The sequence below is a fragment of the Pseudoalteromonas sp. SWXJZ10B genome, assembly GCF_015864475.1.
In the GTDB taxonomy this organism is placed as follows: Bacteria; Pseudomonadota; Gammaproteobacteria; order Enterobacterales; family Alteromonadaceae; genus Pseudoalteromonas; species Pseudoalteromonas arctica.
In genome coordinates this window covers 237,005-263,794 of sequence record NZ_JADYXD010000003.1, presented here as the reverse complement: position 1 = coordinate 263,794, position 26,790 = coordinate 237,005, and the positions used below count along the sequence as shown (strand labels likewise).

Below are 26,790 nucleotides of genomic sequence, written 5' to 3'. Positions count from 1 at the left end.
ACTATAAAATAAATGAAAGCCCAATGCCTACGGCAAATAAAGCAACGAATGCAAGGCTATATGGTACAAATGACGTTGCTTTGTTGGCCTCATTAACTGGCGCTACAAAATCCATGGGTAATGACTCATGTGCTGATTTTTTTATTATATCGCTATCAACTATCAACTGCTGCTTTGCAAAAGTGCCTACCAAAGCTCGCTCACATACCAAGTTCATTAATCGTGGCACACCACCAGTTAATTGATGAACAGCTTGCATGGCATCCATCGAAAAAATTCCTTTATCACATCCTGCAACATGTAACCGATGCTTTATGTAAGCAACTGTTTGGCCTTGCGTAAGTGGTAATAAATGGTAACGAGCTGTTATTCTCTGGGCGAGTTGCCTTAATTCATTGCGCTTTAAAAGCTCTTGTAGCTCAGGTTGACCAACCAATACTATTTGTAATAATTTTTTATGATCGGTTTCTATATTTGTCAGCAAGCGTAATTGTTCAAGCACATTAGGGGCAAGTAACTGCGCTTCATCAATTATAAGTATGGTGTGCCCACCCGATTTATTATTGGTCTCTAAGTGCTTTTTTATAATATCGGTAAGACTTTTAAGCGTCGCATTATTAGCATCGTAACTAATGTTGAGCTCATCACAAATACTAGCCAATAACTCCAGCTCTGATAGTGCTGGGTTATGGATCATCGCTACTTGCGTGTTTTCAGGTAACTGCTCTAACATACTGCGGGTAATTGTAGTTTTACCAGTACCCACTTCGCCTGTTAATAATACAAAACCACCGTCTTCACCTAATCCGTAGGTAAGGTGTGCTAAGGCTTCTTTATGTCGTTCACTTAAAAATAAGTAATGAGGGTTGGGCGAAATTGAAAAAGGTTTTTCATTCAGGCCAAAATAGCTTAAATACACCGTGATGTTCCTTCGTAATTAAATCACGGCCTATAATGGCAAAAAAACGCACTAAGTGACAACGTTGTAAGCGCTTTATTATTGAAATAACGTAAATTTATGTAAAACAAAAAAATGCAGCGGTTTTAAGGCTGCACTTTCATCTGTCTAATCTTAATATGTAATTTACTCTTCGTAGCGAACTAACCGTAAATACACATTACTAGTTTTGGCATGCAAGCTATTCAACCCACTATCAAATTGATAAACCCATGCAGAGCTCATCGTGCTCACACCCGATGTATTTGACCAATAGTTTTGAAGCTTAGTACCAAAAAACACCTCTTCATTAATGCTCGGCTCGGTGCAACTGTGCTCTAAAATACTCGCCAACTCTTTAATGTTAGGCATTTGCCAATCATCGTAATCTGCGGTTGTATCATTTTTAGCACCGCGTAGTGCCTCTTGCCAAGTAAGAGAAGGTGTAGAGCCTTCGCAAAGTTTTGTATCTGTATTATAAATTTGCCCATAACTACAGCGTTGCCACATAAGACCTGTTTCGGTATCAGACACTGTGCCATCTGTATTTATAGTAAATCTATCTGTCGGCGTTGTGGTATCTGCACCGTCGTAGCACGTTTGCGCCGCTGCAATATTAAAGCTCAAGCTTATAGTTGCTAGTGCATAGAGTAATTTAAATCTCATTATTTTCTCCTAACGGCTTCTAACTAAACGAACATACGCGGTATTTTCTTTTGGATAAGCAAGATCGTTACCATCACTCATATCAATAATGTACGCTTGCGATAAACTTGTACCATCGGCTGCGGTTTGTGAAGTCCAATAACGTAAGTGGCTTAATGCACTTTCACTTGGCATATTGGGGAAAAACACCTCATCAATTAATATGCTTTGCCCTTGCTTACCATAATCAATTAAACCTAAAAGCTCTGTATAAGTAGGTAACCGCCAATTTGTACCACCACAAAAATCTAAGTTATTCACTTCGTTTATATAACTTTGTACTCCACAACTCGTATCATCCGGACAAGTTGAATTGGCTGTACTGGTATCGGTAAAAGTAGTATCGCCTAAATCCCAAAAGTAATGATTTTGCCCCTCACGCAAGCTTGTATTTGGCAATACTCCTGAGGATTCACTTTTTACTTCCCATACAAGTCCAGTAACATTATCGCGTATACAGGTAAAGTCACTACTATCATCACCAACTTCATCCGCAAACTGATTAAGTTTAGTGTAATCAAACGCTAAATTACCTTTACCAACCTTATCTAAGCGGTTTGCATAGCTATCGCGTCCAAGTTCAGCATCTTGCGCTGGAAAGTCATCGCTTTCACAGTTAATGCGTTGGGTGTTGTTATAGCACTCACCAACACCACTATCGTTTATAAGCCCAAGCGCTTTTGGTGATACATCAACAAATAAAGAATCTGTATCGGTGCGTCCTTTTGAGTCGGTTACCGTTACTTCAAAGCTCAACGTGGATTCAGTATCTACATCAGAGGCAAAAAATGTCGTTGTACATTGCTCGCTATTACTTAATGTTTCGCTATTACCGGTAAGTTGTTGCCACTTACACTGATAGGTATCGGTGACAGTTTCGCTATTCGTTGCATCAAGCGTTACTTCTTCAAACTCTTCGACATTTTGATCAGCGCCTGCATTTGCATCCACTAGTTCATTTGTTTTATTAAGCGTCATTGAATATTGAGTACTCGCCTCACCGCCTTCATCATCAGTGACTGTTAGCTGCCAAGATAAATTTACGTTACTTTCTAGTAATGGATGAGAGAAGCTAAGAGTTGACTCATTAAAGCTAGCAATATCTAAGTCAGGACCTGATAGCAGTTGCCACAAATAACTATCAATTTGGCCATTATCATCAGGATCGCTCGACTCAAGGGCGCTCAAAGTAACTGTATCTTTGTATACAGAAGGAAGTGTTTCAGGAAATGTTTGGGTAACAACAGCAAGAGGGAGTTGATTATTAGAGCTCACTGAAATAGAAATGTCGTCACTAACAGCGCTACTACCCGTACTTTGATAGCTTACTCTTAAGATTATTTCACTATCAGTTTTTACGTCAGGGGCTGTCAATGTTTGCTCAGCGCCTTCAAGCGGAAAACCTTCTAAGCTTGGGCCGCTAACTTGTTGCCATGAAAACGTACCATCAGCGGGAGAACCTTGTGCTGTGATGGTAAATTCAGTTTTTTCGATAATTTGTAAATCGGTTCCAGCATTAACAGATGTTTCTACAACTGTATTATCGCTATCACCGCCACCTCCTCCACACGCACTCAGCAAACCGCAAGAAATGAGGGGGATTAAAGCAAACGCTTTCATACGCAGCACCTTATTATGTCAAATAATTACTATAGTGTAATTACTAGCAATAAAGATGCCATTAAAGTACTACATATATGTATCTTGATGAATGCGTACAAACAACTTCGTACCGATTTTACTGTAATCTACTTTGTATTCACGCCCATCTAAAGCTTGAATAAATAGTAATTGTTTTTCTTCGCCAAATACATCAGGGCTTCCAACATAGACTATTTCTAAATAGCGATCTTTTGCATCACGGCGGTTTTTAGGTAACTCTTCTTTAAATGGCTCTAAGCCATGTTGAGTCACTTTAATTTTAGGATGAATTTCAGAGTTTACAATCACTAAATCATGCTTTTTATCTTTATGTATTATGGTGTTTCGACCACTTTTTAAAAAGGCTCTCTCTTGACTCATTTTTCTTTCCTACAGTCGCAGCTTAATTATTAATTTGCGACGCTATAAACTGACTAGGCTCGCGCTTCCACTTATTTAAGTTAGCACTAAATGCCCAGATATCTCTATCTAACACACTGGCTGGTAATAATAAATCGTAACCGGTTAACAGTTGAAGGTGCTTAGTCCTGTTAGCAAACATAGCTATAAGACCAGTATAGCTTATCCCTTTATGGGATGTGTAATGTGTATCTTCTATTAGCCATTCTGATGGGCAATTGCCATTTTTGCAATGTTTTTGAACAACTTGCATAAACAAATTACGCTGCTCTATTAATAATTTCCCTGCAATTCGAGGCGCTATGCTTGTTAAAAAGTCATCTATGTCGTTTACCTTTATACCAACCGCATTTAATTCTAAGTAATCAAAGCCATCTTCTACTTTGGGTATACCACTGTGATGAAAGTTACTATGAGGCATACACCAAGCTCCGTATTTATGGCAATAAACGAGCTCAGACTCATTTAATATAAGGCTATGATATGGTTCTTGAGTTTTTAAATATCCAATAAAAATAGCGGCAATACACAAGCTCACTAAAAATATTTCAAGTATGCTAATCTCACCCGGCCTCAGTAAATTAAACAACATAATAAAAACTAAACCAATTGCACCTGCAACAAGCACTTCAATTGCGTTTCGCGCACCTTGTGCCCGAAACTTAATGACATTGTTAGGTTTATCCATATTGGTAAAACACCATATAAAAAACAAACATAATAACAGCCCAAATTATGACCTTTCTTGTTGTTATACATAAGTTACAGGTGGTTTTAAATTTCATACATTACCGCTTTTTCCTCAACAAAATAGGAACAATGAATAAATCTTATTTACTTTTACGCTTAACGCACAAATTTATGAGACACATAACCGTCTTTTCCCGGTCTTATTTCGTACAATACTTACAATTCATTTTCAGGTATGAAATCAATGTACTCAAGACAATCAGGTAAAGCACTTTTTCCATTTATTATTACGTTACTTCTAATATTTAGCGTTTATTTATATCTACCCGCTAGCCACGGCGAACAGGCCGATTTATCACAAATGTCTACTCAAGTAACAGCTCATACTGTTACTTCTCAGGAAAACGCAGTGATGATAGAAGCGATCGGTAGCGCGCGTGCAAACCAAGCAATCTATATAAAAAGTGCGCAAAACGATTATGTCACAGATATATATTTTAAAGACGGCGACTTAGTCAGTAAAGGACAAAAGTTAGTACAGTTACAGAGCCAACAAGAACAGCTTGCCGTTAAAGAGCTTGGCATTAACTTACGTGAAGAACAACGCCAGTTAGATCGCCTAACCGAACTTTCACGCTCGCAATCAACGGCAAAGTCGTTACTTGAAGAGCAGTTATCTCGTGTTGATGCAACAGAGGCCCAACTAGAAAGCGCTAAAACTAAATTAAACGAAATGACTATTAGTGCGCCCTTTTCAGGCCTGTTAGGTAAGCGTGAAATATCAATAGGTGCTTACGTAAGTAATACAACAATAATCACAACACTTGATGATATTAGTATTATTAAAGTTGACTTTAAAGTACCTGAAAAATATTTAGCACAATTAAATATGGGCATGAAAGTGCTTACGCAAAACGATGCCTACCCAGGACAGACATTTAACGGCAAGGTAACGCATATTAGCTCGCGTATTGATTCGGTTACTCGCAGTGTTGAAGTTACAGCAAGTTTTGCCAATAAATCAGGATTACTTCGCCCTGGTATGTTACTAAATACAGCACTTGAGCTAAGCAGCAACCAAGCTTTAATGGTGCCAGAAAAAGCGGTTATACCTTTGCAAGATAAACACTTTGTTTTTCAAATTCAAGATGGGATAGCTAATAAAATTGAAGTGCATGTTGCTAGCAGAAATAATGGCTGGGTTGCTATCGACGAGGGCCTAACTGATGGCGAGCAAATTGTTACTGAGGGGCTAATAAAAATTCGCTCTGGAAGTAAAGTAAGCGTAAAGGGGTAATACGTGAAAATTACAGATACTAGCGTCAAGCGCCCCGTTTTTGCCATTGTAATTAATTTACTGCTTCTTACTTTTGGACTAGTTGCGTTTACTATGCTGCCACTTCGTGAATACCCGGATATTGAAACGCCGATTGTAAATATCAGCACTGAATACACAGGTGCTTCTGCCGAAATTATAGAAACCAAAATAACGCAAATAATAGAAAATCGAATTTCAGGTATTGAAGGCATCAAAAGTATTAACTCTTCGAGCCGTAATGGACGTTCAAACATTACCATTGAGTTTGATATTAACCGCGACATAGATGCTGCATCTAACGATGTACGCGAACGTGTAGCACGTGCACTTGATAGTTTGCCGGATCAGGTACGCCCGCCAGAAGTATCTAAATCAAATAGTGATGAAAGCCCAATCGCCTGGTTTGTATTAAACAGCGAAACAATGGACTCGTTACAGCTCTCTGATTACGCGCAGCGTTTTATTGTTGACCGCTTAGCCGTAGTAGATGGTGTATCTAACGTACGTATTGGTGGTGAGCGCCAATACGCCATGAAAATTTGGCTAAACCGCCAAGCAATGGCTGCACGTGGCATTACCTCAAGCGATATTGAAAATACACTGCGTACAGAAAACGTTGAGTTACCGGCTGGCGAAATAGAATCTATAGATCGTGACTTTACCGTGCGTACTGCCCGTAGTTATAAAGATCAGCGCGATTTTAAAAACCTGGTAATTAAACGTGGTGATGAAGGTTACTTAGTACGTTTAGGTGAAGTTGCCGATGTACGTTTAGAAGCTGCCGATGACGAAAGCTTATTTCGTGGTAACGGGCGTAATATGATTGGCTTAGGTATTGTAAAACAAGCTAAAGCAAACACACTTACCGTAGTAGATAACGCACGCAGCGAACTTGAAAAAATCAAACGCAACCTACCTGAAGGCACTACAATTCAAGACAGCTACGATTCGTCTGTATTTATTAAAGAGTCTATTAATGAAGTTTACAGCACACTTGCCATCTCTATGGGTTTAGTCGTACTCGTTATATTTTTGTTTTTAGGCAATATACGAGCAACGCTTATTCCTGCGGTCACCGTACCGGTCGCACTTGTTGGTAGCTTTATGTTTTTATTGGCAATGGGCTACTCAATTAACTTACTAACTTTACTTGCCTTAGTACTGGCCATTGGTTTAGTAGTAGATGATGCTATTGTAATGCTTGAAAACATTCACCGCCGTATTGAACTGGGTGAGCCGCCGTTACTAGCTGCATTTAGAGGCGCGCGTGAAGTAGGTTTCGCTATAGTAGCAACCACGCTTGTACTAATATCGGTGTTTGTGCCATTAGTATTTATGGATGGCCGTATAGGTGCATTATTTACTGAGTTTGCTATGGCGGTAAGTGCTGCCGTATTTTTCTCAAGTGTTACAGCACTGACTCTCGCACCAGCCTTGTGCTCTAAAGTACTTAAAGTATCAGACAAACCAAATAAATTTAGCCAATGGATGGACCGCCAATTTACTAAAATTGAAGTAAGTTACCGTAATTCACTCTCCACCAACATAACCCGTAAATGGGGTTTAATGGTGAGCTTATTATTAGCTGGCTTTGTTAGTTACTCGTTGTTTTTACAAGTTCCTTCTGAGCTAACGCCAAAAGAAGATCGTGGTACGTTCTTTATTATGATGAGCGGCCCTGAGGGCGCAAGTTACGAAAATAACGCCGCTAATATGGCTAAAATTGAAGAGCGCTTAATGCCTTACTCGCAAGCCGGTGAGCTAAGTCGCGTACTTGTTCGAGTGCCTGGCTGGGGTGGCAGCGGCGGTGTTGCGATTGTGGGTATGGCCGATTGGGATAAACGCAAACGCTCAACGTGGGAAGTAATGGATGAAATAAGCGGTAAAATGCAAGAAGTTACCGATGTTCGTGCATTTGCCATTATGCGCCGTGGTATTGGTGGTGGTGGTTCATCTCGCCCAATTGAGTTTGTACTGCAAGGTAATGATTACGCTCAACTAGCCGATTGGCGTGACCGTATAATTAAGCGTGCTGAACAAAACCCAGGTTTAGTAAGAATCGATCATGATTATAAAGAAACCTTCCCGCAGTTTTTAGTCAGCATAGATAAAAACAAAGCTGCCGATTTAGGCGTTTCGGTATCTGATGTAGGCCGTACACTAGAAACAATGCTTGGCCAGCGCCGTGTTACGACCTTTATTGACCGCGGTGAAGAATACGATGTGATTTTAAAAGGAACAAAAGAAGATTTTACCAATCCTACTGATATTTCAAATATATACCTTAAATCACGAAGCGGTGAACTAGTTCCACTTGATAGCCTTATCAGCTTAAAAGAAGAAGCAACAGCATCACGCTTAAACCGATATAACCGTATGCGCGCAATTACATTAAGCGCCAACTTAGCTGACGGTTACACACTTGAGCAAGCGCTTAACTTTTTAAACGAAGTAGCCGCGCAAGAAAACGATATAGATGGCGCAATAGATTACAAAGGTGAATCGCAGCTTTATTACGAAGGCGCATCAGCGATGACCTACGTATTTATACTTGCACTCACCGTTACCTTTTTAGTACTTGCTGCGCAGTTTGAAAGCTTTATGCACCCATTTGTCATTATGCTTACCGTACCGCTTGGTTTAATGGGCGCTATGTTTGGGCTTTGGGCTACAGGACTGACCTTAAATATTTACAGCCAAATAGGTATTGTTATGCTCATAGGCTTAAGTGCTAAAAATGGTATTTTGATTGTGGAATTTACTAACCAATTACGCGATAAAGGCGTTGAGTTTAGTGAAGCAATACTACAGGCAGCTACCCAGCGCCTTCGCCCAATAATAATGACCTCACTTACAACCGTTATGAGCTCTGTTCCTTTGGTTTTTGCTTCAGGCCCCGGCGCCGAAAGCCGTATGGTAATTGGTGTAGTTGTGTTTACAGGGGTTATTGTATCTACCCTGCTGACTCTTTTTGTTGTACCTGCTGCGTATTATGCTCTATCGAAAAATACACAATCACCTGAGTTTTTACAACAAAAGCTGAATAAACAAGCTGCTGAAAAGCCTTTCGAAGAGATCTAATCTCTTTATTGCGCCGTAACCTTGTTGTTGCGGCGCATACAATTTATGCTCGCCTTTAAACTCCATATACATTTTAGGAATACTTATGAGCTCAACAACGCAAGTAGCAACATTTGGTGGCGGCTGTTTTTGGTGTATAGATGCAGCATTTAGACGTGTAAATGGCGTATTAGATGTGAGTTCTGGCTATACCGGTGGCGAAACCGACACCCCAACCTATAATTCTGTATGCTCTGGCACAACCGGGCACGCTGAGGTTGTTAAAGTTGAATTTGACACCACTGTAGTTAGCTTTGAAACACTGCTAGCAATGTTTTTCACTTTGCATGATGCAACACAATTGAATCGTCAAGGTAACGATATAGGCACACAATATAGAAGCGTTGTTTACTATCACGATGAAGCCCAACTAAAGCAAACCAATGAAATGATAGCTCAACTGCAAAGCCATGTGAGTGAGCCCATTGTAACAGAAGTCAGCCCTGCCACTACGTATTATCCAGCAGAGCATTATCATCAAGATTACTATAACGAAAACCCACAGCAGGGTTACTGTAGTATTTTAATAGCACCTAAATTACATAAGTTTGAAACTGTGTTTAAAGAATTCTTAGCTGACTAGCTAATTTGAGCAGTTAAATTGATTAGTTAAACTTAGCTACACATTAAAAAGCCCGACGTAAGTCGGGCTTTTTAATATTAATAAATACCGTTAAAACTGGTAGCTTGCGCCTGCAAAAAAGCGACGCTCTGGCGTGTTGTAGTAATACACTTGACCCGTTGTAAAATCAGTATTTGAATCAACAGCGTTATACTCTTTATCAAATAAGTTTTCTACACGAAGCGAAACTTCAATATGCTCATTTACTTGATAATTACCCGCTAAGTTCCAAAGCGTGTATGATCCTAAACGCGTCACAGCACCTTGTCGGTCACTACGATATTGCATGTCTAAGCTTGCATCAAAAGCACCAAACTGTTTTGCAAGTTCCCAGTTAAAAGTACGTTTAGCAACATTACGTAACTCTGCGCCCGTTTCTTCGTCTTCTGCACTTAAATAAGCAAAGTTAAGGTTGCTATCAAAACCAAAAAACTGCTGAGATAAGCTAAATTCAACCCCTTCATAACGTGCTTCATCAATATTAGCTAATGCAAAGTTTGCATCGTAATCAATTTTATCTTCTATATCGTTTCTAAAAATTGCAACATCAACTTGCGCAATATCAAAGTCCACACTCAAACCTAACTCACGGTTTACTGATTTTTCAGGCTGTAAATCAGGGTTACCATAAAGTGGGAAATATAAATCGTTAAATGTAGGGGCTTTAAAGCCAGTACTTTGGCTTATACGAAATGTTGCATCTTCAGATAAATGATAACCCGCAGCTGCGGTATACGTTGTTTCGTCGCCAAATTGCTCGTCGTCATCTTGGCGAACAGTTAAATTAGCTAATACTTTATCTGCATCGTAGTAAGCACCTACAAACACAGCAAGTACATCTCGGCTGTCTTCAACAAATAGTTGCGAACTATGAGATACATCATCGTTGTACCAATTGATACCACCACTAATGTTAAGCTCATCAGATAATAGGTATTGGCCGTTATAATCAATTTGTGTGCGTTTAGTTATAAAAGTACTTGTTGTTGGTCCAACTGAAAAATCGACATATGTATTGTCTGAATCATCCGTTGCTAGCGCTAAATCAATACTGTGCGTTTGGTTAGTGTAGTTTTTACTCCAACCTGCAGAAAGCTGATAGTTTTTAAAATCATCTCGTTCAATCGTACTGTCGGCTGGGCTAAAGCGACTGTCGTAATCTGCAAATCCTTCACTGTATTGACCTAATAACTTAAAGTCGCCGTAGTGTGCATCAGTATAATTTACTTTAAAACCAAGGTTTTTATTTTCATAGCCATCTTCATCTGGTGCTACGCCTTGCAGTACATCAAAGTTATCTGTTTTTTCAAAGCCTGCATTAAATGCTGTTGTTATATCGCCTGATTTTACAGAGCCTGCCACTTGATAATTTTGGTAAGAATCAGAACCAAACGTAGCACTCACAGATAAGTTATCTGATTCACGCGTTATAATGTTAATTACGCCAGCAAGTGCATCAGAGCCGTAAACAGCCGCGCGAGAACCCTTAATAATTTCAATGCGTTCAATACTATTTAAAGGGACATTATTTAATGCTTTTTGACCAAGTGTTGCTGAGCCTGTACGTACACCGTCAATCAAAATTAGCGTATCGCCAGAGCCAGTACCACGAAGTGACACACCTGTATTTTGGCCAAAACCACCGTTTGGATTAACCTGAAAACCAACTCGCGTGCTTAATAAGGTTGGTAAATCGCGTACGTTGCTTGCTTCTATTTCTGCACGCTCAATAACATTTACACTTGCTAAAACGTCATTGATTGATTGCTCAAATTTATTAGCTGTAACGGTTATTTTTTCAATTGATTGCTCTGCGCCAGACACAGAAAATGAAAGCGCAGCAGAAATAGCAACGCCTAAAGTTGTTTTGTTTAACATGATGTCCCCTACCTTTGCCCACCGCAAAGATTTAAGTAAGTAAGATTGCATCAAGGCCGGTCTCCGGACTCAGTAAGCACATCAAAATATGCAATACTTTACCGTTGCGGGGGCAGTGTTGGGCTTGTAGTCATCATGAAAACGCACCAACTTCCCGATTATCCTGCTAAAAAAATCATTACATGAAGTGGCTAGCAAGCACCTTGAAAATATGTCGCTATTGTGAGTATTTTGTTTACAAATGTCAATGGACGTCTATACAGCTAAAAACCTTTAAAATGCAGTTAAGGGCTAGTATAGTTTGAAGAAACGCCATATTTATTAAGTAGCTTCTGAAGTTGTATTTGTGCAGTACGTAAGCTTAGTATTTCATCCATTTTATTACTAGTGATCTTATTTGATTTAGAGTTAACTAAAAAGTGCGTTTCATAAACGGCATCTGGTACGTTACTTTTATAGAGTAAATCCATATTAAAAGTATTTTGATTTTTAAAATATTGGTAAGCAATATTATTTAAAACGCCTACTTCCGCGCGCTTTAATAGCAGCATTTTAACCACATTGAATTCATCAATGGTTAAACTTACTTGATGTTCCTCACTTAAAAATTCGGCATCTGTATTAAATCCAGCAAATTGATACGAGTACCCCAGAACCCCAACCTTTGTTAATGACGTAATGTCGTCAAAGTAAGCTTGCTCATTTGTATTTTCTTTAAGCGTATAAAGCTCATTTTTGGTAATGGTATAAAATTCGGTTTTTTTTATATTCTCTTGCGCTGATTGTGGGATCCATTGCAGTGCCATTAAAAATAAAACATCAAAATTATTTTTTTCAACTGACAAAGCAAGCCTTTTTACAGGTAGAGACTTAAGTACGAAGTTAAACTCCTGCTGTGCGCCGTTTAAAATCTTAATAAACTCAGGAGCAAAACCCTGCTTTTTTTGCGCATTAATAATAATGGGAAAGTAGCCATCTTCAACCAGTACATCAATATCAACTGTTTTTGATAAGCTTGGTTTGGTAAATGTAAGCAAAACAAATAACAAAAATAATTGATGAAGTTTCATTTTAATACCTTCTAGTGTGAAGTACTTAATTGCATGTGATTAAATATAATAGCTTAAATATCAAAAAGAAGATTAATACATACGGGAGTATCTAGGCAGCAAAGAGGGATAATAGTGAGATATTTAAAAAGAGTAAGTAGCTTCAATCTGTCTGTAAGTATAAACAGATTAAAGCATGCTTAATTTAAAACTATTTATTAATTAATCGCGGAAATTTTTAAACTGAAAAGGTTGACCTAGCTCAGCACTGCGCACTACTTGCATAGCCTCTTGAAGATCGTCACGTTTTTTACCCGTTACACGTACTTCTTCGCCTTGGATAGCAGCTTGAACTTTAACTTTAGAGTCTTTAATGGCTTTAACTACTTTTTTAGCCATGTCCTTTTCGATACCCTGCTTTAAGCCAACGTTACGAAATACATTTTTACCTGCACGGGTAATATCTTGAAGCTCTAAGCTTGATACATCCATACCACGCTTAGATATTTTGTTAGCTAAAATATCAAATAATTGCATAACCTGAGAGTCTGCTTCAGCTTTAAGCTTAATTGTTTTGTCATTTAGCTCAATAGATGCATCAACGCCTCTAAAGTCAAAGCGAGTCTCTAGCTCACGATTTGCATTATCAACTGCGTTTTTAGCTTCGTTCATTTCTACTTCAGATACAATATCAAATGAAGGCATTGGTTTGCTCCTAACTATTTAATCTTAATTTTATGTGGTAATTATAACGCTAAAATTATAAATCTTTACATTTTTCTGCATCTTGTTCAGGTGCGATATTAAATTAGTTTGATATACTTGCGCCTCTTTTTTAAGCGATTTTAGGATTTGTCGTGACAAGGCGTGTTTATCAAGCAATTTTTTTAATCAGCATAGTAGCTTTTACCTTTTTATTTGCCAAAGAAATAAAAGGTGGCGTTGTAAATTTATTTCCTCATGTTGATAAAGTGGCCCATTTTGGGATTTTTTTTATACTAGCCATAATAATGGATAAAGCGTTTAAGCTTCCTTTATATGCGCAAATACTTTTATTGGCAGGTTATGGCGCCTCTATAGAAATAATGCAAGACGCACTTCCATATAGGCAAGCATCACTCGGTGATTTTTTTGCTGATTTTGCAGGTGCCGCAAGCTACTTTTTACTTAGAGTAATTTTTACACCTCGAAAAAAGAACCCATATGGCTAATATTTTAATTGTCGGCGATGGTGCTATTGGCTTGTTACTTAGTCATTTTCTAAGTGCGTCGCATAATGTCAGTGTTTTAACTCGCAAAAGCCCAACAAATACCCGCTTTTATAGTCGAGGTAAGGGTGCATCTAAAAAAATTGACGCACAATTTATTACATTAAATCAGCTAAATAAAGCAGCTGAATTTGATGTTGTTTTATTTACCGTTAAAGCCTTTCAAGTACTTGATGCATTTACGCAAATAAAGCCATTTTTACCAAATCATTGCTCTGTTGTACTTTCGCATAACGGAATGGGTAATGTTGATGAGGTAAATAGCCAACTAAGTACTCACCAAGCACTCTACTTTTTAACGACAAGCATAGCGGGCTTTAAATCAAACCAATACATTGTGCAGCACACTGGTGAGGGACAAAGTGTTATTGGTGCTTGTAATGAATTAGCTTTTCAAAATAGCGCGCCAATAGCTGATATTTTTAAAGTGATACCCAGCCTAAAGTTTACTAATAACATTCAGCAGCTTCGTTTTGAAAAACTACTCGTAAATATTGCCATTAACCCATTAAGCGCTTTAAGTAATGTAAAAAATGGTGAGTTACGCGCACCTAAGTACAACGCTATAATTTTTAATGCACTCACTGAAGCGTGCAACATAGCGAAGGCGCAAGGACTTAATATTCCATTGATTAAAGCGCTCAATACCGCTTATAAAATAATGGAGTTAACATCCGATAATTACTCTTCAATGCAGCAAGACGTAGCGCATTGCAGAGAAACTGAAATATCAGCTATATGTGGCTATATTGGCCAACAAGGTAAAATTTACGGTATTCCTACACCTTACAATGATGAGTTGTTTGTCAAAATTCAGGCAAAAAAAAGCGTGGTATAAACCACGCTTATATAAATTCTTAACTTTAAGACTACAAACCTTATGGGCGGTAAACTTTTACAGTTTCAAAGCCTTGTTCGTGCAGCATAAGTGCCTGTAGTTGGCTCATTACGCCTCTATCACAATATAAATAGTAGTCAGTGTCTTTTGGTAAATCACCAAACTTAGTCGCCAGACGGAAGAACGGTAAATGAACCACTTCAACACCGTCGATTGCAAGCGGTGCAGCTTCTTCTTCCTCTGGTGAGCGAATATCAACTACCACAGAGCCTACAGGCAAATCAGCAACCGATTCAGCTTCTTTAAGTTCTTGTTTGGCTTCTACGTCAATATCACGCACGTCCATTATACGTGCGTTGTTTACAACGGTATCAAGTACATCAAAGTCGAACTTTTCTTCTTCACCAAGAATAACGTCTATTTTGGCTTTAACCGTTGGCTTTTTAGAAATAACACCACAGTATTCAGGCATTGTTTCTGCCATTTCAGCCGTACCAATTTGGCGAGCAATATTAATAATTTCTTGCTTATCGTGTTGAATAAGCGGGCGTAAAATAAGCGTTTCAGTAACACGGTCAATCACGCTTAAATTCGCTAATGTTTGACTAGATACTTGGCCAATACTTTCGCCAGTAACAAGTGCTTGAATGTTTAACTTTTGCGCAACCACACTCCCTGCGCGCATCATCATACGTTTAAGTACAACACCCATTTGGCTGTTTTCAACGTTTTCTAAAATTTCAGCAACAACAGGTTCAAAATCAACCGTTACAAATTTAACTTTATGTGTAGAGCTGTATTTTTTCCATAAGTAGTAGCTTGCTTGCTTAACGCCAATTTCGTGCGCTGCGCCACCTAGATTAAAGAATAAAAAGTGCGTGCGTGCGCCTTTACGAATCATTTGGTAACTTGCTACGCCAGAGTCAAAGCCACCCGACATAAGCGAAAGCACATCTTCTTGAGTTGGCAGAGGAAAACCAGCCATACCAAAATGTGTATGAGAAACAATGTAAGCTTTATCGTCTTTTACTTCTAGGCGTATTGTTACTTCTGGGCGGCTAAGCTTTACGCTTGCGCCTTCAATATGCTGATTTAATCCACCACCAACATAACGCTCTAAATCAGTTGAGGTAAAATCGTGTTGCCCTATGCGCTTAGCACGAACACAAAAGGTTTTACCTACAATAGTATGACCAACTAAAGCGATGGTTTTTTGATAAATATCATCAAGAGTTTCGAATTGTGTTTCGGTTACTTCAATAAATTGAACAATGCCAGGGATGCGTTTAAGGCTATCGATAAAATCAAGGCGAACTTGCGCGTCTTCAAGCTTTGTAACAACTGAAATGTTATCCCAGTTATTTCTTACTTGTACTTTTTCGTCAACACGGCGCAATACAATTTTAATGTTATTTTCTAACACTTTAGTAAAGCGTTTACGGACTGAACGGCTTTTAATGGCTATTTCAGGATGTAGTTTGACGATAAATTTAAGCATAGTTCACTCTTAGACTGCGGGAATTCGCGCTCCCAGGCATTTGGCGCGGGATTATAGCAAAAAATTCAGCGCCTAGGAAACAGCCTATTACTATCGATTAAACTACAGCTAGGGCCTGTTTATCTTTCGAGGTTAAATTTGCAGCAGTGTGTTTGGTATTTAGGCAAGGCAGAGCCTATGTAGTGTGGTTATTCCCCATAAATAGGCGATAACGTAGCATAAATACCAAACAAGCGCTGCCCAAAGGGTTTAGCCTAGGGGCGATTAACTCTTTGTTGCTTGGTTTTTACTTAGCCCACTAGGTTACAAACCTCGCGTCGCGATTTAATCGCCCCTAGATTGAACAAATTTTAATCCTGAAAGGTCAACAGGCCCTAAGGCTTGTTGCGCTAATTCAGTATATTTTTCACGTAGCAGGTTCATTTTATCAATGCTTTTATCGGTACTGTACGCTCTAAATAATGTAAGTACTTTTAAAATGCCATGATATATATCTTGCTCAGCAAGCGTACCACTTGGCCTACGGGCTTTAATATAAGGCGTCCAAAAACTAACCGTTAACTTTAATGTATGTGCTAAATCAATGACATCTTGCTCATCAATAGCAATCATTTCACTATCGCGAAGTCCTAAAATAATTTTACGAACTTGCTCTAACAACTCTAACTGAAAATCAATATAAGCTTGTTTTAAATCAGCATCTCTAGAGAGAATATCCCCGAGATTATCGTAAAAAAAATGATAGCGCCACATCAGCTCAAATAACGAATCTAGGTAAGCCGTTAAATGATTAAATGCATCATCATCTTTATTAATAGGTTTAAAGTGAGTATTTAAATGATCGCGATACAGCGCAAAAATATGACGGATAATGTCTTCTTTATTTTTAAAATGATAATAAAGATTACCCGGGCTCATCCCTAAGTTTGATGCAATATGATTTGTCGTTATTGCACGCTCACCATTTTCGTTAAACAACAAAATACTGGTGTGTATTATTTTATCCTTGGTATTCATATGCTAATACTCAAATTATCTATAGGCTACATTACACTCAAAAGAGGTAAACAGTATAAACAAATATGAATCATTAAAACACTCCCACCATGGACTGACCTGTTTAAAGAAAGTAAGTGTTTATATGCTTTTTTAGCTAGGCTGCTTTGTGGCATAAACACTGTTAAACTAGCGCTAAAATAATAAATAGTGAACATTATGAAAGTTATTGCAATTTACCCTGGCACCTTTGATCCACTAACTAATGGGCACACAGACCTTATTCAACGTGCAGCTAAAATGTTTGATACTGTATTAGTTGCGGTTGCTAATAACCCAAGTAAAAAACCCTGCTTTAACCTTGAAGAACGTGTTGAGCTTGCAAACACTATTTTAAGCCACATAGATAATGTTAAGGTGATTGGTTTTTCTGGTTTATTGGCTGATCTTGCACGCGAGCACAATGCTAATGTGCTTATTCGCGGTATTAGAGCTGTATCTGATTTTGACTATGAATTTCAATTAGCTAACATGAACCGCCGCCTGAACCCCGACTTAGAAAGTGTATTTTTAACACCCGCAGAGCGAAATTCATTTATTTCATCAACACTCGTTAAAGAAGTAGCTCGCCACAATGGTGATGTAAGCGAGTTTGTAGACCCTGTAATTGTTAAAGCGCTAAAAACTAAATTGGGTTGTGGTAGCAGTTAATAATAAATAAGGCCTGTTAGCACTGAAATCCATTACTAATAGGCCCTTTTATTAAACACTTTATTTAGCTTTCCTTCTAACCAAGTAAGTTTTAAAACATCTTTACCTATAAAGAAAACTAAAACCATGGTCAAATCTGTAAAATTTATACCTACTATGTACACCCACCAGAACCACCAAAAATCATAATGGTGCATAACATCATTATCTATATACATTGCAAAAAATAGTAAGGTGTTTATACCTAAACCAAATAATAAATAAATGTATATGCTGCTAATCTTTATAAAAAAACCAGATAAAATAATAACAAATAGAGTAATAATATCGAATAAGAAAAAATCGAAGTAAGTTATTGCGTCCATATCAATAAACATACTAGAAGAGTAAGAAAGTGCCATGATGAAAGATAGCCAAACAATGCTTTTATCTGCGCTATTTATAGAGCTTACTAAAGAATATAAAAAAGCCATCAAAAAGCCCCACTGTACAAAAATACCTATATAAAACGAGATATTTGTATTTAAAAGTAGCTCAACCATTTTACTCCAACACTAGATAAAAAATTATTATACCGCTTTACATATTACGGCAACATCAAATAAAGGCACAAAATCACTCTTCTTTTAAGTTGATTTTTACTGCCTCAGCGATTTAAATGTAACTTTCTAACACTCTTCAAGAGCTTATTTAAGCCTAAAACATCCTTGTTGATGATCAACACCAATGCCATTGTAAAATCGACAAAATACATTCCAAAAATATAAATAGTCCAAAACCACCAATAGTAAAGAGTACCTGCAATTTCAATATCGTAGTGCATACCTAAAAATAAACATGCATTAATAAAAAGGCCTACAATTAAATAGGAGAAAGCAATTGGTACTAATTTTTTATATATAAATCGCCAAAGTATCAGGGCGCTGATAGTAGCAAGATCATAATAGAAGTAATTTAGATGAGGACTTTCAATAAGTGGATCCATAAAAAGGCTAGATATATATGAAACCATCATTATAAGTGAAAGATGCGTTCTACTTTTATCATTTTTATTAATACTCGATGATAGGTTATATAAAAATGCGATTAGGAAGAACCATGTAAATAGTATTGCTACGTTATATCCTAAATCAACCAGAGCCCAAAGTATGTCAGCCACTAATATTATTCCTTCTCATAATACTATTGTGGAACCATGTTTTAATTGCAGCTAAAGCTAAAAAATCTTTGTTTATAAAAAATATAGCTAGCATCATAAAGTCGGCTAAATTAACAACAATTGAATAAAAAAACCAAAACCACCAAGGTTCGTAATTATTATAAACTGACACATCTATATACATACCAAGAAATAATGATGAGTTTATAGTCAACCCTAACAACAAGTAGCTCGATATAAGATTTTTAATAATGAAAAACCTTAAAATAATGATGGCTAAAATAGTTGTTATATCAAACAAAAAGAACTGAAGGTACGATATGTGTTGTATATCGATAAACAGGCTTGAGGAGTAAGAAATTGACATAACAAATGATAACCATACAGCTTCTTTTTTAGGTGTGTTAATACTTACAACTAATGAGTACAAAAAAGCCATTAAAAAGCCCCACTGTACAAATGCTCCTATGTAAAAAGAAATTGCTGGATTAACTAGAATATTATCCATTATTTTTGAGATTTTTATTGAATACTAGTGAAAGAATCATTAAAACATCGAACATATTAACGCCAACAGAATAAACACTCCAATACCACCAAGGCTCATAGTTATATAAGACGTATAGATCGTAATGTAATATTAAGGTAAGCACAGCATTTATTATTAACGCAAAGATGATGAAGTGAAAAGCTATAGAGCGGTGAAGTACTTTAAAGTACTCTAAAATTAACAAAGCTAAAATTGTAATAAAATCGTAGAGCGCCGAGTTTAAATATAAACTGTCTAATAAGCTTATGTAACCACTGGAAATATATGAGCAGAGCATAAGCGCAGATAAATAAACAGTGGATTTATTTTCTTTATTTATAGTAGAGGCCAAACAATACAGGAAGGCCATTAAAAAGCCCCATTGAGTGAAAGCTTGCATATAAACCATTAGGGGTTCAGTAACATACATTTAAGCTAGGTTACTTTGTGTGTATCGTTTGACTTGAAGTAGCTGAGGATTTTGTTCTTTAATTTGTGAAAACCGAGAAAGTCTCTATCTACGATAAGAGCAATAATCATAATAAAATCTATTATATTTACTCCAAATGTGTATAAGTCCCACAAAAACCATGGTTCTCTATTGCCGTTTAAATAAAGGTCATTATATATACTTAGACTTAATGTCGAGTTTATGAATAACCCAATAATTATGTAAATAAAAGATCGAGTTGTTTTTCCAAAAAATGAATAAGTCAGAAAAAGTGCAAAAATAGTAGCATAATCATATAGAACCCAATCTAAATAAACTGAATTTTCAATTGAAAGCCAAGTAAATAAATAGTCCGAAGCTGAATAAGACACCATCATGATAAAGGAACTGAGTAATAAGGTAGTTTTTCTTTTAATATCTAACGCAAATACAAAAACATTAAAAAAAAACGCCATTAAAAAACCCCATGTAGCAAAAGCTGACAAGGAAAACAAACCAAAAAACTCAGTTATAAACATCAACGACCTTTTTAAATATTACTTGGGCTTAACAGGGCTAAGATCTACTAAAACACCACCACGTTGAATTTCAGCACTGGCGGCACTCATCGCCTCTTGAGAGATGCTTACTGTATCAGATTGCAGGGTTTTAGGGCTAGCAGTTTGTTCCATTGCAGGCTTTAATTGTTGTGTTTTGTTGTATGCTTGCATTTGTACTTGGCTATTAGCTGAAACTTGCATGTGATTGATCCTTGTAAAAGTTTTAATTATATTTGGTGCAACTTTTAACCACATTATTATGTAGATAAATGCATCACCTGTTTAAAGTAGTGATAGCTATTTTGCTATCTACCTTATACAAAGCAACCAATGTGCCAACTTTTTTTGACATCTTAAAACTCACTCAAAACATACTTATATAATCAAACCAAACAGCTCCGACCAGTTTACTACAAACATAAAAAAACGCACAGGGATAACCGTACGTTTTTTGTATCCAGGGAGTTTAAGCTACGTATTTACACGGGATCTCCGCACGTGTACTTAGCTTCAAAATATATTCCATTGCTACTTCGTCACAATTTTCTTTACGAAGGCAAAGTTCACAATCTTTCATTACTTTTTCAGGCAAAGAGTCTTTGCTACAAAAAGTAAAACGTTGTTGTTCAAAAAAATCTGGTACGCGTGTTAATACAATAACTCGGTTAAGTGCCAATTTTTTGGCTTTAGTAAGTAGATGATCTACAAGCTGTCTACCCTGCCCCGACACTTTACTTTTTGGGTCTATACCCAATGAGCGTATTTCAGCAAGGCCGGTATCGTAAATGTATAACGACGCACAGCCCGACACTTTTCCATTTATTTCCGTTACTGCAAACTCGTTAATAGAGTGCACCATATCGCTTTTTGCACGAGGCAGGTTTTCACCTACCGTTGCCCAATGCTGTATAAGTGTGGCAATTGCTTCTACATCATCTAAATTTGCATCACGTACCGTTATTTGCTGTTTTTTTTTGGCTTCTTTAACAGCATTAGTTACTTGTTCAATAGACGTCCCACCAAGGGCTTTACGTGCTTTTATACATGCATCAATTTCAAGTACTGGGTAAACATCGTCTTCAAATACAGTGTTTACTGATTTGTACTGCTCAAGCGATAGCTCTTCAAGCGTTTTACCTTCGCTAATCGCAAGCTGTACAAGTACACCTACAATGTGATGCCCTTCTCTAAATGGCACACCTTTAGCAACTAAGTAATCAGCAAGTTCGGTGGCATTTGCATGCCCTCCTTTTGCTGCAGCAAGTGTCTTATCGCCGTTTACTTTAACGCCTTTAATACATGCTTGCGCCATATGAATACATGCAAGCCATGTTGGCATAGCGTCGAATAGCCCTTCTTTGTCTTCTTGCATATCTTTATTGTATGCAAGTGGCAGCGCTTTTAACGTCATCATCATAGCGCTAAATGCACCAAACACACGTCCGGTTTTACCGCGAATAAGCTCGAGTGCATCAGGATTTTTTTTCTGAGGCATGAGCGATGAGCCTGATGTTACGTTATCAGCAAGCTCTATAAATCCGGCTTCACCCGAATTATAAAAAATCAAATCCTCTGACATACGAGATAAGTGAATCATCGAAATAGACGCACAACTTAAAAGATCTAAAACAAAATCACGATCAGATACACCATCAAGGCTGTTTTTTGTAGCCGCTGTAAAACCTAGCCCATGCGCTAATGCTTGGCGATCAATCGGATAAGCTGTACCTGCTAATGCACCACTGCCTAATGGGCAAAAATTCATGCGCGCTTTAGCATCTTGCAGGCGGCTTTCATCACGCTCTAGCATCTCTACATACGCCATACACCAGTGGCTAAACAATACTGGTTGTGCGCGCTGTAAGTGCGTGTAACCTGGTAATATTGTGCCAAGCTCTCGCTCTGCAAGCGCTACAAACTCGCCTTTAAGCTGTGCAATAGCATCTAGTAAATGGTCAGCCGTATCACGGCACCATAATCTAAAGTCGGTGGCAACTTGGTCATTACGGCTTCGGCCTGTATGTAATTTTTTAGCTAAATCACCTACTTTTTCAATTAGAGCTGCTTCAACATGTGAATGAATATCCTCTGCACCTGAAGTAGCTACCGCTTGTGGATCTGCTTTAACTTCTTCAAGCAGCTCATTTAATGCAGCCACTAATCTTGTGTGCTCGTCACTTGAAAGTACACTTACCTGTTCAAGTGCACCAGCCCATGCCACAGAGCCAATAATATCTTGCTCTGCTAACTGGTAGTCAAAGGGAAGAGAGTCGTTAAATTGCTTAAACGCCTCATCTGGACCCGTAGAAAAACGTCCGCCCCATAATGCCATGAAATCTCTCCAAACCCTGTAGTGCCCCTTTTATGAGGGGCGTAATAAATTACTTTTTAGCGAGTGCTGAAATTCTGCTTGAAAGCGAGAATAAACGAATAAAGCCTTCAGCGTGTGATTGGTCGTACACATCATCTTCGCCAAATGTAGCAAATGCTTCGCTGTATAAGCTATTTGGTGACTGCTTTTGAACTGCAGTTACTTGGCCTTTGTATAGCTTAAGTACCACTTCACCTGTTGCCACTTTAGAAAGTGCTTCAGCACCGGCTAAAATAGAATCTTTAAGAGGCGTAAACCAACGGCCGTCGTATACTAAATGTGAAAACTCACCACCGAGTACTTCTTTCCACTTACGGCTTGCTTTATCAAGCACTAGCTCGTCAATGGCTTGAAGCGCTGCCATAATGACTGTGCCGCCTGGCGTTTCATAACAACCGCGTGACTTCATGCCAACTAAACGGTTTTCTACAATATCAACACGTCCAACACCATGAGGCGATGCAATATCGTTTAATTTAACTAAACAATCGTAAGGTTTAAGCTCTACGCCATTTACAGCAACCACTTCGCCTTCAACAACTTTTAATGTTACTAGTTCTGATTTATCTGGTGCTTGCTCTGGAGAGTTAGTCCAAGTCCATACTTGTTCAGTTGGTTGACACCATGGGTCTTCAAGCTCACCACCTTCGTGCGAAATATGCCATGCGTTAGCATCACGGCTATAAATTTTTGTAGCAGATGCTGAACACGGAATGTCACGCTCTGCTAAGTAATCAAGTAATGATTCACGGCTCGATAAGTCCCACTCACGCCATGGCGCAATTACTTTTAAATCAGGGGCTAGTGCTGCAAAACATGATTCAAAACGAACTTGGTCATTACCTTTACCAGTACAACCATGAGAAAGTGCATCAGCACCTACTTTACGTGCAATTTCAACTTGTGCTTTAGCAATAATTGGGCGCGCCATAGAAGTACCTAATAAATAAGTACCTTCGTAAATTGAGCCCGTTTTAAGCGTTGGGTAAATGTAATCACTTACCATTTCATCTTTTAAGTCAACTACGTAACATTCAGATGCACCAGAGGCAATTGCTTTAGCTTCTACGCCTTCAAGTTCTTCAGCGCCTTGACCTACATCGGCAACAAACGCGATTACTTCACAGCCGTAGTTTTCTTTTAACCATGGCACGATAGCCGACGTATCAAGACCACCAGAATAGGCTAAAACGACTTTTTTAATTGAACTCATAGGTGTTCCTTAACAAAATTTGGATTTAGTAATGTAACTAGCAGAGCATTTTGCGCATGCATGCGATTCTCTGCTTGTTGAATGATTTTTGATGCTGGACCATCCATTACCTCAGAGGTAATTTCAAATTCACGGTGTGCCGGTTGGCAATGTAATACCGTAGTCGCACCTGTTTGATCTAGCAATGCCTGGTTTAATTGATAAGGCATGTATTTTTCTTTTACTTGCTCAAGCGGCGTTGTATCACCCATTGATACCCATGTATCTGCGTATACAACGTTTGCACCAACCGCAGCTTCAACTCTATCGCTCACCATGACTGATGCGCCATTCATTGCTGCAATTTGCTCTGCTTTTTTAAGTATTTGTGAATCTGGCGAACACCCTTTTGGTGTTACAGCAACAAAGTCAGTACCTAGCGTTGCGGCAAGTAACATCAATGAATGAGTCACGTTATTGCCCTCACCTAAGTAAGCTACTTTAAGCTGACTCACATCGCCATGTACTTCTTGGAGTGTTAAAAAATCAGCAAGTGCTTGGCAAGGGTGGTACAAGTCACACAAGCTATTTACCACTGGTACCGATGAATATTCACCTAACGTGGTTAATGTGCTGTGCTGATTTACACGCGCCACAATACCGTCGGCCCAAGTAGAAATATTAAGTGCAAAATCTTTAATTGATTCACGTGCACCCATAGCGCCATTTTGCTGATCTAAATAAACAGCATGACCACCAAGGCGATTAATACCTATATCAAACGATAAACGTGTACGTAAACTTTGCTTTTCAAACAATGTTACGATTGATTTACCCGATAATACTTGGCTGTATTTTTCTGGCTTTGCTTTTATATCTTGCGCTAACTTTAATAAATTAAGTGCGCCTTTTTGGTCTAATTCTAAACCTGTTAAAAAATTCTCAAACATAATAAACCTATGGTGTAATCTTTGTTCCGACATGCTCACCTTGCAGCAGAGCAGTTAAATTTTCTGGCTTTTGCCAGCTGGAAATATACACACCGCGTCGTAAATGTTGGGCAGCGTGAAGGCTGGTCTTAACTTTGACCTCCATCCCGCCCACAATTACTCCATCTGTAATTAAAGTATCAATGTGTTTTGTGTCAAGTTGATGTAACGGTTGTTTATTTGCGTCAAGCACCGCTTCTACATCCGTCATAAAAATTAGTTCTGCATTTAAATTACTGGCAATAGCCGCTGCAGCTTCATCTGCATTTACGTTGTACCACAAGCCTTGTTCATCAAAGCCGATAGAGCTAACAATAGGTAAACGAGAAATTCTAAGTAAATCATTGATGATAGAATCGTCGTTACTTGTGCATTTACCCACTAAGCAAAGCGCTTTTAATTTTTGGGTTGCAGTCACACCCGCCTCAAAAAGACTTAAGCCGACAGGCTTATGCCCTGCGCTTATAGCTTGAGTCATTAATTGTTTATTAGCGCAACCTGCAAGCGCACCCACTATATAAGGCATTTGCTCTGCTGGACTAATACGTAAACCTTGGTGTTTAGCACTAGCAAAACCCGCTTGCTTTAGCCATGTATCTACTAAAGAACCACCGCCATGAACAATGACAAACTCATCATTTTTTTGCTCGCTTAGCACGTCAAATAACGCTTTTGCTGCATTTTCTGTATTAAGTACTGCACCACCGAGTTTAATAACCCACGTTTTTTTACTCATTTAAAACGCTCCTTTTAAGCCCGTAGTGTGATCTAAATTCATAGAAATATTAATACACTGCAAAGCTTGTCCAGCAGCGCCTTTTAATAAGTTATCAATGGCAGACATTACAATTAACTGCGTGCCTTGTTGCTGCCAGCCAATATCAACAAATGGTTGCTTAGCAACACCTTTAATTGAAGGTATTTTATCGCCTAACAAACGAATTAATGGTTCGTTAGCAAGCACTTGATAAGCCGATGCAACGTTTTCCTTGGTAACGTCAGGCTTAAGTTGTACATAAATAGTTTCTAAAATACCGCGCGCAAAGCTACCTAGATGCGGTGTAAATAATACTTTGTGGCCAAGGTGTTGTTCAATTTCAGGACCGTGGCGATGGTTAAACAAACCATAAGGTGCAAGCGATACCTCACAAAAATGTGTTCCTACACTCGCTTTACGCCCGGCACCCGTAACACCCGAAACGGCATTAATGATAATACTTTCGCTGCTCAATAAGCCTGCTTGTTTAAGCGGTTTAAGTGCATTGAGCGCCGCTGTTGGGTAACAGCCTGCAACAGCAATTAGCTTTGCGTTAGCGATAGCATCACTGTTCCACTCTGCTAAACCGTAAGCCGCTTCATTTAAAAGCTCTGGGTGTTGATGCTCAAAACCATAATAAGTAACGTAATCATCATTATTTGCTAGGCGATAGCCACCAGATAAATCAAATACTTTTTTACCCATAGCTAAAAATTGAGGCGCTAAATCAACACTTACTTTGTGATCGGTACATAAACACACATAGTCAGCATCACTTTGAATGTCATCAAAAGCTGATGCACTAAGAGGAAGTAAAGGACAATCTAGTAAGCCAAGGTGCTCTGGGTATAAATCACTTAGTAATTTATTTTTATCTAAGCTACCCTCAGATACATAACAGCCTGTTAAGGTAAGGTTTGGATGATTAGCAACTAAGCTTGCTAACTCTGCGCCGCTATAACCGCTTGCGCCAATAATAACTACATTCATTGATTACTCGTTATTTTTAAATTTACTGCTAAATATATATGTTGTTCGCTTAAACTAGCTAAGACGCTAAATTAAGACTTAATTTAATGAATTTGTAGATTATCGTCGCATTATTTTCATAG

24 protein-coding genes and 1 riboswitch are annotated in these 26,790 nt (G+C 38.2%); of the genes, 6 read left to right on the top strand and 18 right to left on the bottom strand.

Annotation, left to right across the window (positions count from 1 at the left end):
- Position 1 precedes the first annotated feature (1 nt).
- The 5 genes from I6F54_RS04765 to I6F54_RS04745 all read right to left on the bottom strand — a co-directional run bounded on the left by I6F54_RS04765 (position 2) and on the right by I6F54_RS04745 (position 4,391).
- Complete coding sequence (locus tag I6F54_RS04765) at positions 2-919, bottom strand: ExeA family protein (RefSeq protein ID WP_024592309.1); 918 nt, start codon at positions 917-919, stop codon at positions 2-4.
- 165 nt (positions 920-1,084) lie between these two features.
- Positions 1,085-1,603 carry an Lcl C-terminal domain-containing protein gene (locus I6F54_RS04760; RefSeq protein WP_121954209.1) on the bottom strand — a complete coding sequence of 173 codons (519 nt, stop codon included), beginning with the start codon at positions 1,601-1,603 and terminating at the stop codon, positions 1,085-1,087.
- A 9-nt stretch (positions 1,604-1,612) separates the two neighbouring features.
- Positions 1,613-3,262, bottom strand: coding sequence for an Lcl C-terminal domain-containing protein (locus I6F54_RS04755; protein ID WP_197139990.1), 1,650 nt, complete (start codon positions 3,260-3,262; stop codon positions 1,613-1,615).
- A 69-nt stretch (positions 3,263-3,331) separates the two neighbouring features.
- A complete protein-coding gene (locus tag I6F54_RS04750; RefSeq protein WP_007581673.1) occupies positions 3,332-3,664 on the bottom strand; it encodes a hypothetical protein in 333 nt (110 codons plus the stop codon).
- A 22-nt stretch (positions 3,665-3,686) separates the two neighbouring features.
- A complete protein-coding gene (locus I6F54_RS04745; RefSeq protein WP_165727571.1) occupies positions 3,687-4,391 on the bottom strand; it encodes a DUF2982 domain-containing protein in 705 nt (234 codons plus the stop codon).
- Positions 4,392-4,637: 246 nt separating this feature from the next.
- Between I6F54_RS04745 and I6F54_RS04740 the strand changes: the two genes are divergently transcribed.
- The 3 genes from I6F54_RS04740 (at position 4,638) to msrA (ending at position 9,414) form a co-directional block, all read left to right on the top strand.
- Positions 4,638-5,690 carry an efflux RND transporter periplasmic adaptor subunit gene (locus tag I6F54_RS04740; RefSeq protein ID WP_024590017.1) on the top strand — a complete coding sequence of 351 codons (1,053 nt, stop codon included), beginning with the start codon at positions 4,638-4,640 and terminating at the stop codon, positions 5,688-5,690.
- 3 nt (positions 5,691-5,693) lie between these two features.
- A complete protein-coding gene (locus I6F54_RS04735) occupies positions 5,694-8,792 on the top strand; it encodes an efflux RND transporter permease subunit (protein WP_197139988.1) in 3,099 nt (1,032 codons plus the stop codon).
- Positions 8,793-8,877: 85 nt separating this feature from the next.
- Positions 8,878-9,414, top strand: coding sequence for a peptide-methionine (S)-S-oxide reductase MsrA (msrA, locus tag I6F54_RS04730; protein ID WP_197139986.1), 537 nt, complete (start codon positions 8,878-8,880; stop codon positions 9,412-9,414).
- A 90-nt stretch (positions 9,415-9,504) separates the two neighbouring features.
- Here msrA and I6F54_RS04725 read toward each other — a convergent pair whose 3' ends face one another.
- From I6F54_RS04725 to I6F54_RS04715, 3 genes are all read right to left on the bottom strand, one after another.
- A complete protein-coding gene (locus tag I6F54_RS04725) occupies positions 9,505-11,331 on the bottom strand; it encodes a TonB-dependent receptor domain-containing protein (protein ID WP_197110884.1) in 1,827 nt (608 codons plus the stop codon).
- Positions 11,332-11,368: 37 nt separating this feature from the next.
- Positions 11,369-11,552: riboswitch (cobalamin riboswitch) on the bottom strand.
- Between the two features lie 63 nt (positions 11,553-11,615).
- Positions 11,616-12,401: an ABC transporter substrate-binding protein gene (locus I6F54_RS04720; protein WP_197139978.1), complete on the bottom strand. Its 786-nt coding sequence runs from the start codon at positions 12,399-12,401 to the stop codon at positions 11,616-11,618.
- 201 nt (positions 12,402-12,602) lie between these two features.
- Positions 12,603-13,085, bottom strand: coding sequence for a YajQ family cyclic di-GMP-binding protein (locus I6F54_RS04715; protein WP_007377833.1), 483 nt, complete (start codon positions 13,083-13,085; stop codon positions 12,603-12,605).
- 152 nt (positions 13,086-13,237) lie between these two features.
- Here I6F54_RS04715 and I6F54_RS04710 point away from each other — a divergent pair, with 152 nt between their 5' ends.
- Together I6F54_RS04710 and I6F54_RS04705 are read left to right on the top strand one after the other, a co-directional pair.
- Complete coding sequence (locus tag I6F54_RS04710; protein WP_007581666.1) at positions 13,238-13,591, top strand: VanZ family protein; 354 nt, start codon at positions 13,238-13,240, stop codon at positions 13,589-13,591.
- Positions 13,584-14,486, top strand: a complete 903-nt coding sequence (locus I6F54_RS04705; protein ID WP_197139976.1) for a ketopantoate reductase family protein — start codon at positions 13,584-13,586, stop codon at positions 14,484-14,486. Before I6F54_RS04710 ends, I6F54_RS04705 begins: the two co-directional genes overlap by 8 nt.
- 40 nt (positions 14,487-14,526) lie before the next feature.
- Here the strand turns inward: I6F54_RS04705 and thiI are convergent, their stop codons facing one another.
- A complete protein-coding gene (gene thiI / locus I6F54_RS04700) occupies positions 14,527-15,984 on the bottom strand; it encodes a tRNA uracil 4-sulfurtransferase ThiI (protein WP_101164302.1) in 1,458 nt (485 codons plus the stop codon).
- Positions 15,985-16,308: 324 nt separating this feature from the next.
- On the bottom strand, positions 16,309-17,001 hold the full coding sequence (locus tag I6F54_RS04695; protein ID WP_024592300.1) for a TetR/AcrR family transcriptional regulator: 693 nt from the start codon (positions 16,999-17,001) through the stop codon (positions 16,309-16,311).
- A 198-nt stretch (positions 17,002-17,199) separates the two neighbouring features.
- Between I6F54_RS04695 and coaD the strand changes: the two genes are divergently transcribed.
- Entirely contained in the window at positions 17,200-17,691 is a 492-nt protein-coding gene (gene coaD / locus I6F54_RS04690; protein WP_165727579.1) for a pantetheine-phosphate adenylyltransferase, read from the top strand.
- Between the two features lie 35 nt (positions 17,692-17,726).
- Here the strand turns inward: coaD and I6F54_RS04685 are convergent, their stop codons facing one another.
- From I6F54_RS04685 to argC, 8 genes are all read right to left on the bottom strand, one after another.
- Complete coding sequence (locus tag I6F54_RS04685; protein ID WP_197139974.1) at positions 17,727-18,233, bottom strand: hypothetical protein; 507 nt, start codon at positions 18,231-18,233, stop codon at positions 17,727-17,729.
- 104 nt (positions 18,234-18,337) lie between these two features.
- Positions 18,338-18,850: a hypothetical protein gene (locus tag I6F54_RS04680; protein WP_197139972.1), complete on the bottom strand. Its 513-nt coding sequence runs from the start codon at positions 18,848-18,850 to the stop codon at positions 18,338-18,340.
- 1,516 nt (positions 18,851-20,366) lie between these two features.
- Positions 20,367-20,570: a hypothetical protein gene (locus I6F54_RS04675; protein ID WP_197139970.1), complete on the bottom strand. Its 204-nt coding sequence runs from the start codon at positions 20,568-20,570 to the stop codon at positions 20,367-20,369.
- A 265-nt stretch (positions 20,571-20,835) separates the two neighbouring features.
- Positions 20,836-22,701, bottom strand: coding sequence for an argininosuccinate lyase (gene argH, locus I6F54_RS04670; RefSeq protein WP_007581654.1), 1,866 nt, complete (start codon positions 22,699-22,701; stop codon positions 20,836-20,838).
- Positions 22,702-22,750: 49 nt separating this feature from the next.
- Positions 22,751-23,953 carry an argininosuccinate synthase gene (locus I6F54_RS04665; RefSeq protein WP_007581653.1) on the bottom strand — a complete coding sequence of 401 codons (1,203 nt, stop codon included), beginning with the start codon at positions 23,951-23,953 and terminating at the stop codon, positions 22,751-22,753.
- Positions 23,950-24,882 (bottom strand): ornithine carbamoyltransferase, encoded by a 933-nt coding sequence (locus I6F54_RS04660; protein ID WP_165727585.1) that lies wholly within the window; start codon positions 24,880-24,882, stop codon positions 23,950-23,952. The genes I6F54_RS04665 and I6F54_RS04660 overlap by 4 nt, the downstream gene beginning before the upstream one ends.
- Before the next feature lie 7 nt (positions 24,883-24,889).
- Positions 24,890-25,657, bottom strand: coding sequence for an acetylglutamate kinase (argB, locus tag I6F54_RS04655; protein ID WP_165727586.1), 768 nt, complete (start codon positions 25,655-25,657; stop codon positions 24,890-24,892).
- Positions 25,658-26,668 (bottom strand): N-acetyl-gamma-glutamyl-phosphate reductase, encoded by a 1,011-nt coding sequence (argC, locus tag I6F54_RS04650; RefSeq protein ID WP_165741111.1) that lies wholly within the window; start codon positions 26,666-26,668, stop codon positions 25,658-25,660.
- Positions 26,669-26,790: the final 122 nt, after the last annotated feature.